The sequence below is a fragment of the Caballeronia sp. M23-90 genome (assembly GCF_053574605.1).
Window position 1 is genome coordinate 1 of record NZ_JBSIPA010000237.1, and the last position, 10,009, is coordinate 10,009.

The 10,009-nt window shown below is 59.8% G+C and carries 10 protein-coding genes; 8 read left to right on the forward strand and 2 right to left on the reverse strand.

What is annotated here, in order from left to right; genetic code table 11:
* The 5 genes from ACRXB1_RS21335 to ACRXB1_RS21355 all read left to right on the forward strand — a co-directional run.
* The coding region (locus ACRXB1_RS21335; RefSeq protein WP_449493133.1) for a TrmH family RNA methyltransferase at positions 1–385 on the forward strand (385 nt) is incomplete at its 5' end.
* A 6-nt stretch (positions 386–391) separates the two neighbouring features.
* Positions 392–1,225, forward strand: coding sequence for an N-acetylmuramoyl-L-alanine amidase (locus tag ACRXB1_RS21340; protein ID WP_449493134.1), 834 nt, complete (start codon positions 392–394; stop codon positions 1,223–1,225).
* A gap of 15 nt (positions 1,226–1,240) precedes the next feature.
* A complete protein-coding gene (locus ACRXB1_RS21345; RefSeq protein ID WP_061999600.1) occupies positions 1,241–1,633 on the forward strand; it encodes a SirB2 family protein in 393 nt (130 codons plus the stop codon).
* Between the two features lie 45 nt (positions 1,634–1,678).
* Positions 1,679–2,374: a ribose-5-phosphate isomerase RpiA gene (rpiA, locus tag ACRXB1_RS21350; protein WP_449493135.1), complete on the forward strand. Its 696-nt coding sequence runs from the start codon at positions 1,679–1,681 to the stop codon at positions 2,372–2,374.
* A gap of 313 nt (positions 2,375–2,687) precedes the next feature.
* Entirely contained in the window at positions 2,688–2,924 is a 237-nt protein-coding gene (locus tag ACRXB1_RS21355; protein ID WP_061999598.1) for a hypothetical protein, read from the forward strand.
* A 75-nt stretch (positions 2,925–2,999) separates the two neighbouring features.
* Here the strand turns inward: ACRXB1_RS21355 and ACRXB1_RS21360 are convergent, their stop codons facing one another.
* The gene (locus ACRXB1_RS21360; protein WP_449493136.1) at positions 3,000–4,373 is read right to left on the reverse strand and encodes a glycosyltransferase family 4 protein; all 1,374 of its coding nucleotides are present in this window, start codon (positions 4,371–4,373) and stop codon (positions 3,000–3,002) included.
* Between the two features lie 207 nt (positions 4,374–4,580).
* On the opposite strand from ACRXB1_RS21360, the gene ACRXB1_RS21365 reads away from it, so the two are divergent.
* The 3 genes from ACRXB1_RS21365 (at position 4,581) to cas3f (ending at position 9,233) form a co-directional block, all read left to right on the forward strand.
* Entirely contained in the window at positions 4,581–5,753 is a 1,173-nt protein-coding gene (locus ACRXB1_RS21365) for a glycosyltransferase family 4 protein (protein ID WP_449493137.1), read from the forward strand.
* Between the two features lie 112 nt (positions 5,754–5,865).
* Complete coding sequence (gene cas1f, locus ACRXB1_RS21370) at positions 5,866–6,900, forward strand: type I-F CRISPR-associated endonuclease Cas1f (RefSeq protein WP_449493138.1); 1,035 nt, start codon at positions 5,866–5,868, stop codon at positions 6,898–6,900.
* Positions 6,897–9,233 (forward strand): type I-F CRISPR-associated helicase Cas3f, encoded by a 2,337-nt coding sequence (cas3f, locus tag ACRXB1_RS21375; RefSeq protein ID WP_449493139.1) that lies wholly within the window; start codon positions 6,897–6,899, stop codon positions 9,231–9,233. The genes cas1f and cas3f overlap by 4 nt, the downstream gene beginning before the upstream one ends.
* A gap of 10 nt (positions 9,234–9,243) precedes the next feature.
* Here the strand turns inward: cas3f and ACRXB1_RS21380 are convergent.
* A partial coding sequence (locus ACRXB1_RS21380; RefSeq protein WP_449493140.1) for a tyrosine-type recombinase/integrase occupies positions 9,244–10,009 on the reverse strand: 766 nt, incomplete at its 5' end.

The window sequence follows — 10,009 nt, forward strand, 5'->3', positions numbered from 1 at the left end:
TGGCGCCCATGCCGTGATCGCTCCGCGCGATCGTTCAGCGGGATTGAACGCAACGGCCGCGAAGGTCGCGAGCGGCGCGGCTGAAACCGTGCCGTACATCACGGTGACGAATCTGGCGCGCGCGTTGCGCGAGTTGAAAGATGCCGGCGTGTGGGTGATCGGCACGTCGGGCGATGCGACGGCGAGCGTCTACGAGACGAAACTCGATGGACCCGTTGCGATCGTGGTCGGCGCGGAAGGCGAGGGCATGCGGCGCCTTACCGGCGAGACCTGCGACGAAATCATGAAGATCCCGATGGCCGGCAGCGTCGAGAGTCTGAATGTATCGGTGGCGAGCGGGATTTGCCTGTTCGAAGCGGTGCGTCAGCGGTCGGTGAAGAAGTAAGCGCACGTGAAGCGGTTCATTTCTGCGATTGCAAGCGGCGTGTTATGTGTGCTGCTCGCCGCCTGTTCCGCCACCCAGGTCGATCGCGGCGCGTACATTGCCGACACGCGCTATCACGCGCCGAGCGTCGATTCACGCGTGCGTTTCCTCGTGATGCACTACACCCAAAGCGGCGAAGCACGTTCGCTCGCGGTGCTCACCGGTGACGACGTCAGCGTCCATTACGTGGTGCCGGATGCGCCGCGCATCGAGAATGGCGAGCCGGTGGTTTATCAGCTCGTGCCGGAAACCGAGCGCGCGTGGCACGCGGGCAAGAGCGAATGGCAGGGCACGACGGAGCTGAATGCGGCATCGATAGGCATTGAAAACGTGAACGTCGGTCCCATCGATACCCGCCAAGGCCGCACCTGGGCGCCATACCCGCCGGCTCAGGTCGACGCGATCGTGAAGCTTGCGAAGGACATCGTCACGCGCTACAAGATTCCGCCCACGCGCGTGGTGGGCCACAGCGATATCGCGCCGCAACGCAAGATCGATCCGGGTCCTGCGTTCCCGTGGCGCACACTCTACGACAACGGCATAGGTGCCTGGCCCGACGACGCAACCGTCGCGCAGCATCTCGCGGGCCGCGATCTGAAGTCTTTGGTCGACGTGGCTGCGTTGCAGCAAAAACTTCATCGATACGGCTACGAAGTCGCAACCGACGGCGTGCTGGACGACAAGACGCGCAAGGTCATCGCTGCGTTCCAGATGCACTTTCGTGCTACCGATTACGCCGGCAATCCGGACGCGCAAACCGACGCCATCGCTTCAGCCTTGCTCGACAAGTACCTTCCCTAAAGGCTTATCCCGCCCATGTCAGAACTTTTCCTTCCCTTTCGTTCGGTGCACATGACGTGCGCCGCGCTTAGCATCCTCGGATTTTTTATCCGCTGGATCTGGATGCTGCGTGACTCGCCGATGCTGCAAAAACGCGCCGTGAAAGTGGTGCCGCATATCGTCGATACGCTGTTGCTGCTCAGCGCCATCGTGCTTGTCGGCATCATCGGTTTCGGGCCGAACGCCGCGTGGCTTTCGGCGAAGATTGCAGGATTGATCGTGTATATCGTGCTCGGGACGTTTGCCCTGAAACGCGGCCGCACAAAAGGCGCGCGTGCGGTGTTCGGCGTGCTCGCTATCCTCGTGTTCGCGTTTATTGCGTCGGTCGCGCGCACGCACAATCCGCTCGGCTTCTTGATGCACGTCTGAGCGTCTAGAATTCAGGTTTACCTCTTCCAAGCTGTCACCCTTGCCATGACCCAAGATGAACTGAAGCAACTGGTCGCCGCCGAAGCGGCCGCCTACGTCCACGCCAACGTACCTGAAGGCGCGGTGATCGGCGTCGGCACGGGCACGACGGCGAATTGTTTTGTCGATGCTATCGCGAGCGCGAAGTCGCGGTATCGCGGGGCGGTATCGAGTTCGCTTGCAACCACCGCGCGGCTCGAAGCGCACGGGTTCCAGGTGCTCGAACTCAACGAAATCGAGTCATTGCCTGTGTACGTGGACGGCGCCGATGAAATCGATGCACACGGCGCCATGATCAAAGGCGGCGGCGGGGCGCTGACGCGCGAGAAGATCGTGGCGTCGGTTGCGGACGTGTTTGTGTGTATTGCCGATGGCAGCAAGCGCGTCGACGTGCTCGGCAACTTTGCGTTGCCAATCGAAGTCGTGCCAATGGCGCGTACCGCAATCGGGCGTCGCGTGATTGCCTTAGGCGGCGTGCCGGTGCTGCGCGTGAACACGGACGGCTCGCCCTTCATCACGGATAACGGCAACGAGATCATCGACGTGAAGGCGCTCAAGATCACCTACCCGATCGCGCTCGAGGCGACGGTCAACGGCTGGGCGGGCGTGGTGACCGTGGGTCTTTTCGCGGCGCGTGGTGCGAATGTTTGTCTTTTGGGAACGGCGGGCGGTGTCGAGCGGATCGATTACATCGCTCGATGATGCTTGCTTGAATATAAAACGCAGGATGCGCACGGGGTCAGGCGCGCGGTGAGCCTTTCACGGCTGCCGCGCGTTTTTTTATTCCCGCCAACGCTCAATGATCTGTTTCGCTAAACTACATTCATAGTCAGATCAATCCGATGCGTGGCACAAGGGCGATCATTCAAACTAGGTACGTCGCTGGAGCCAGTGCTTCAAGCCCGTCAATCAGAGTGACCGCGAACGTTTCGTCCGCATTGACAGCCTCAACAGGTTGAATCTCATCTCTCGCTGGGCGCGGCATCAAGGTCTTAACAATTACGGGAATGAAGCGATGCACAACAATCTTCGCAAGACACTCGACGCGTCCTATATCCGCCTGAGAAGCATGGAACCGTCGCCTACGGCGTTCGCCGGCAACTACGCGTTATGCCTCGGCGTGATCATGGGTGGACAAACCTGCAGGGGAATGACAATGAAAGAAGCGGAGAGCGAACGCGCTTACCTTGCGATGCTCGCCGCGATGTATGAGATCAAGCTGGGCGTGCCCGGCAACTTCAGTACTCGGTAACGCACTTATCGACTGATCATGGAAATGGCCCGGCATTGATTCATGCCAGGCCATTTTTTTTGATTCCATTTTTAACTACCTGGTTAATCCGGCTTCGCTGGCCGGCGCGTTTTCGATGACGCTCGTCGATTCCGGCGCATCGTTCCTGCTTGCGAGCGTTGCAATATCGAACAGCACGCGCGTCATTTGCTGCAAATATCGATCGATGGAAAAGTGCTGGCCCGCATCCGCGTGACCTTGCGCGGCAATACGCTTCGCCATTTCAGGCTCGCGCTGCAAGGTGCTGATGGCAACGGCAAGCTTCGATGCATCGCCGGGTTCTATGACCATGCCGTTCTCGCCATGCCTCACGATCTCCGGCACCGCGCCACCGTTCGACGCGATCACGGGTTTGCCTGCAGCCATTGCTTCGATGATGACAAGACCAAAGGGCTCGGGTTGTGTCGATGCATGAACGATCACGTCCATGGCTTTCATCCACGATGCAACGTCGTGCTGGAAGCCGGCGAAGTGCACGCGGTCGGTGATGCCAAGCGCCTCGGCTTGTGTTCGCAGACTTTGCGCATAGGCGGTCTCGCCGAAAAGCGCATCGCCGACAAGAACCAGATGCGCGTCTGGCACGCGGGCGATTGCATCGATGGCAACATGCTGACCTTTCCATTGCGTGAAGCGGCCAAACAGTCCGACGAGAAATGCATCGCGGGGAAGTCCCAGCACGGTACGGCGTTGTTCGATGACCGCGCTCGCCTGACTCGCATCGTCGCCAAAGCGTGTCATGTCCACGCCGTTATGTACGACGGGTACGGCGCTGCGCGGCAAGCCGGTGAGTTTGATCAGCGCGTCGGCGGAAGCGCGTGAATTTGCAACGACATAATCGACGCCGACTTTCACGGCCCATTTGATCAGCGTTAAATGCAAGCGGCCGAAGTGTTCACGCGAAACGATGTCATGCACATGCCAGACCGTCGGCTTGCCATGCAACGCGCGGCAGAAGGCGCCGAGGATCAGCGCCTTCTGCGTGTTGAGGAACACCATGTCGAATGGTTTTGCGCGCTCGGCAATCATGCGTACCTGACGCAAGATGCCGGGCAGGGCGGCAAGCGCGCCGAATTTCATGCGCTCTTTCTTGATGCCCTGAATGCGCGCGTCCGACTCAACCGATACCTTCACACCTTCAGCGTGGAGCCGGTCGCGGAACGGACCATCGGAGAGCAGCAGCACTTCGCTTCGCGGGGTGCATCGAACAGCGAGCGGCAGCAGGCAGATTTCAGCGCCACCGAGCTGACCGCTTTGATCGATGAAAAGAATTTTCGGTTCACCCTGGACTTGCGAAGGCGTTTCTGCGCGCATAGGGCTCGTGTCACGTGCGCCGGCCGCGGGCGCCAGGCCCTGATCACGCAGCAGCGTGTTGGCTGGAATCGATAAGCTGGCTGCGGATTTTGTGGGCATCGATGACAGGTATGAGCATTGAGCAAACCCGAGGCCGATTAACCCGGCGGCCATGGGTAAATGAAGAGCATTAAGACGACATGAACACAGGACTCATTATTCGCATTGCGATGCTTCTGGTGTGTGGGCGTGCGCACGAAACCATAAAAGGACTCTCTTTAAACTCGCTTCATCGGCAGCAATAGGCTGCGGCATACGGGTTTCATCATGAAAGTGGCTATTGTTCACGACTGGCTGGTGGTGTCGGGCGGCGCGGAGAAGGTGCTTGAGCAGATGATTGCGTGCTTTCCGCAGGCCGATATCTTCAGCCTCGTGGACTTTCTCGAAGACCGTTCGATTGTTCATAACAAGCCCGTCAAGACGTCCTTTATCCAGCGGCTTCCATATGCGGAAAAGAAATATCGCGGGTATTTGCCGTTAATGCCGCTTGCTATCGAACAGTTTGATTTGTCGAGCTACGATCTCATTCTTTCGAGCTCGCATGCCGTGGCCAAGGGCGTGCTGGTCGGCCCTGATCAGACGCATGTGAGTTATGTGCACTCGCCGATCCGCTACGCGTGGGACCTGCAGCATCAATACTTGCGTGAAGCGCGCCTCGAGCGCGGTCCGCGGTCATGGGTCGCGCGCATGTTGCTGCATTACTTGCGCAATTGGGACGCGCGCTCGGGTTACGGCGTTGACAGGATCATTGCCAATTCGCAGTTCGTTGCGCGCCGGATCATGAAGAGTTACAGGCGTGAGTCGGCGGTCATTGCGCCGCCGGTCGACGTGCAGGCTTTCGAGGTTGGCAGCGAGAAGGGCGATTTCTATCTGACAGCGTCGCGCATGGTACCTTACAAGCGCATCGATATGATCGTTGAAGCGTTTGCGTCGATGCCGGATCGCAAGCTCGTGGTGATTGGCGACGGTCCGCAGATGGATCTGGTGCGCGCAAAGGCAACGCCCAACGTGAGTATTCTTGGCTATCAGACGTTTGATGTTCTGAAGGATCATATGCAGCGCGCCAAGGCATTTGTCTACGCGGCTGAGGAAGACTTTGGCATTGCGATTGTGGAAGCGCAGGCATGCGGCACGCCGGTGATTGCGTTTGGCAAGGGTGGGGCGCTGGAGTCGGTCGTACCGCTTGGCATGCCGGGGGCAACTGGCATTCATTTTCCTCAGCAGACGGCTGGGTCGCTGTGCGATGCGGTCGAGCGGTTTGAGGATTCGCCGCATGCGTTTTCGGCGCAGGCATGCCGGAAGAATGCTGAGCGTTTCAGTGCTGCGGACTTTCGTCGCAAGTTCATTGTCGAGGTGTTGAATACGATGGCGAAGGCGAATCCTGGCGCCGACAGGGATGTATCGGCGATGGCCGCGCGGGCGTTTGTTAAGGCTGCTTAGTCAACAGAAATAGAAAGCAGGACGTTCGCTCGCGCCTTGAAAGCGCGGGCTTTTTGTGTTTGTTGTTTTATTCATCCGGGTTTTGCGCAACCGCAACTCGCAGCGTTGCAATTTGGTGTACCTGTATCGATTTCGAGAGCAGTTCGGGGTCTCAGTGAAATCGATTCAAGCATCAGATCTTAAAAACATCCTGCATTCCAAGCGCGCCAATCTCTACTACCTTGAACACTGCCGGGTGCTTGTGAACGGCGGCCGCGTCGAATATGTCACAGACGCGGGCAAGCAAAGTCTGTACTGGAATATTCCCATTGCAAATACAACCAGCATTCTGCTGGGTACCGGAACCTCCATTACTCAGGCTGCCATGCGCGAACTGGCAAAAGCCGGTGTGCTGGTCGGTTTTTGCGGCGGCGGTGGCACGTCCTTGTTCAGTGCCACCGAGGTCGATGTCGAAGTAGCCTGGATGTTGCCCCAAAGCGAATATCGGCCAACCGAGTACCTGCAGGCGTGGACACGCTTCTGGTTCGATGATGCGCTCCGACTGCACGCCGCGAAGCAACTGCAAGAGTACCGCCTGCAACGGTTACGGGAAACCTGGGGCGCGCGCAGGTTGTTCGACGCCGGGTTCAAAGTCGACGTGGAGCGCGTGCAGGCGCTGACAGCCAGTTTCAGCAAGCGCATCGCCGATGCACGTGATCTGACTGCGTTGCTGACCGACGAAGCACGCCTGACCAAAGCGTTGTTCAAGCTTGCAGTGGAAGCCGTGGATTATGGCGATTTCACACGAGCCAAGCGCGGTACCGGTACTGACGCCGCCAACCGGTATCTGGACCACGGCAATTATCTTGGCTACGGCCTGGGCGCTACCGCGACCTGGGTCCTCGGATTGCCCCACGGACTGGCCGTTCTGCATGGCAAGACGCGGCGCGGCGGCCTGGTGTTCGACGCGGCCGATCTGGTCAAGGACGCAGTCATCTTGCCGCAGGCCTTTATTTCCGCCATGCGCGGCGACGACGAGCAGCAGTTCCGGCGCCAATGCATTGAGGCGCTGACGCGAGACGAGTCGCTGGACTTCATGATCGATACCCTCAAGACCATTGCGCTCGATACGGCAGGTTTGGTAACTACAGCGCGGGCGGAAACATGAACGTCCTTTTCGTTTCGCAATGCACGAAACGCGCCCTTGCCGAAACCCGGCGCATCCTCGATCAGTTTGCTGAGCGACGCGGTGAGCGTACTTGGCAGACGCCGATTACACAGGCAGGACTCGACACGGTGCGCAAACTGCTCAGACAGAACGCACGCAAAAACACCGCGGCTGCCTGTCACTGGATACGCGGAAGAGATCACAGCGAGTTGCTGTGGATTGTCGGCGATGCGCGCCAGTTCAATGCAGAAGGGGCCGTGCCCACCAATGCGACGGCGAAAAACGTGCTGCGTGCCGACGATGAAAACACGTGGCACAACCTGCCCACGATCACGGCCATGATTGCGCTGGCCGCGCTGCTGCATGATCTGGGCAAGGCCACGCAGGCGTTTCAGACCCGACTTCGCGGGCACGGCTCGCGGGAGCGCAACCATTATCGCCACGAATGGGTTTCGGTTCGGCTTTTCCAGGCGTTCGTCGGAGAAGCACGCGACGACGCGAGTTGGCTGAGCCGCCTTGCAGCTTGCGCGGACGCGGAGATGGACGGCAAGACCTTCGAAGCGCAATGGCTCGATCATCGGGCGGGTCGCCTGTTGCGGGATGGACTGGATGAACAGGCCGCACATAGCTTACCGTTCGCGACCATGCCGCCGCTCGCGCAAGCCGTAACGTGGTTGGTGCTCACGCATCATCGGTTGCCATGCCGTCCGGTCTCACAAGAAGAGCGCAGCACGGACGCCGATGACGACCAACCGAAAAGCCGCTGGAAGCGCTTCGGCGCCCATCTCGACAGTATCGAGACATATGAGTTAAGAGGGCTCTTCGAGAGGATCAGTGCGGACTGGAATGAGCCCTGTGAAACTGTTCCTGACTCTACGGTCGCGCGATATTGGCGGTTCCCCTCGGGCCTACCGGTTGCATTGGGGCCTTGGCGCAAGCAGGCGGCTCGGTATGCCTGCAAGCTGTTGGGGCTGTCCCGGCCCGAGGTCGGCCGGAGCGCGCTCGACGATCCGTTCGTGATGCACGTCTCGCGGTTGTGCCTGATGCTGGCCGATCACCACTACTCAAGCATCGAAGACGAAGCTCGCCGCAAACGTTTTCGTAATCCGCACTATCCGCTCTACGCCAACACGCTCGGAAATCGAAGCATCGAATGCTTGCAACAAACTGGCGCGGGACCATTCTTCAACCAGACGCTCGATGAGCACCTGCTCGGCGTGCAGGCCCACGCATCATTGATTGCGCGCTCGCTACCTTCGCTCATGCACAGCTTGCCGGCCTTGCAGAATCATCGCGGTCTTAGAAAACGCAGCGCCAATGCACGTTTTCATTGGCAGGACAAGGCAGCGGATCTGGCTGTCGGTGTGCGTGCGCGCGCGGCTGAACACGGTGCTTTCATCGTGAACATGGCGTCTACCGGTTGCGGCAAGACGCTGGGGAACGCACGCATCATGAATGCGTTAGCGGAGCCGCAACGCGGCATGCGTTGCGTGTTCGCGATCGGGCTGCGTACCCTCACGATGCAAACCGGACGCAGTTTTCAGCACGACCTGGGCCTAAACGACGAGCAACTGGCGATCAAGGTGGGCGGAGCGGCGAGCCGTGCAGTGTTCGATTACTGGGAGACGCAGGCTGAAGCCACGGGTTCGGCGTCGGCGCAGGCATTGCTCGACGAAGGCGGCCAAGTGCTGTTCGAAGGCAATGATCAGCATCCGCTATTGGAACGCCTGACCGACGATACACAAGTACGCTCATTGATCGCAGCGCCCGTGCTGGTCTGCACGGTGGATCATCTGACGCCAACCACCGAGAGCGTACGCGGCGGACGTCAGATTGCACCGATGCTGCGACTGATGACCAGCGACCTGGTCCTCGACGAGCCAGATGACTTCGGTATGGAGGACCTGCCCGCGCTGACGCGGCTGGTGCATTGGGCGGGACTCCTGGGCGCGCGCGTACTGCTTTCTTCGGCCACATTGCCGCCCGCGCTGGTGCGTGGCCTGTATCTGGCCTATCTGGACGGCAGGTCTCATTACCAGCGTAACCGTGGCGAACGACCCACGGAACCGCCGCGCGTTGCGTGTTTGTGGATTGATGAGTTTTCGCAGTCGCACGCCGACTGTGGCGAGAGCGAGAGCTTCGCCGATGCGCACGAAATCTTCGTGAATAAGCGTCGCGCTCAATTGGCACGCGCCGAAGTCCGGCGCAAAGCTGGGATTGTGCAAGTCCCGGCTGCCTGGCAATCGATGCCAAAAGGGGTCCGGCCAAGATTCGGCCAAATTGCTATCATAAGCCTTGCGGTTATGAATTCACTTCCGCTTATGCTGTCGTAGCATAAGGGATTCAGACGGTAAATGCCTCCCCGAACTGCCGCGCACGCTTGACATCATCGGTGTGCAGATAGATCGAAGTGGTCGAGATCGACGAGTGACGGAGATTGTCCCGCACGGCGCTCAGCTCGACGCCCCTGGCAATCGCGTGGGTCGCATGGGTATGCCGGATCCAGTGTGGCGAGGCCCGATGCAGCTTTTCGGCCAGCGCCGGGTGGTCGTTCTCGATGATCTGCGCAGCGAGCCGGAAAAAACGGCGCATGACTTCCCACAGACGTAGGGGCTTGATGCCGGCATCGATGTCGTCCAGGCTGCCGATCAGGGGCGTAGTCGGGTTCCAGTGAGCGCGGCTGACCGGTAGCTCCCGCTCCAGAAGATACCGATCGAGTGCTGCACGCGCCAGTGGCGTCAGGGTAACCCGGGCGGGCTTGCCGCCTTTGCCGACCACATGCAGCCAGTGATCGTCGGCGGCGTCGACCTGGATGCTGCGCAATGCGGCATCAGCCAGCTCGCTGATTCGCAGTCCCGTTGCGTAACCGAAATCCAGCATGAACCGCAACCGCTGCGCGGCGGGCGTTTGCCAGCCGTACGACCACTCAAGTCCGTTGGCGATGGTACGCGTCAGCATCCATTCGCCTTCAGTGAAGGCGTGCGTGGTTTCCAGCGCCATGGCGCGCTTGCTGCCGCGCACCTTGATGCCGGAGAATGGGTTGGCCACGACGTAGCGCTGTTCGACCAGCCAGCGGAACATGGCGTTGAGCACGGCCAGCGCGTGGGCA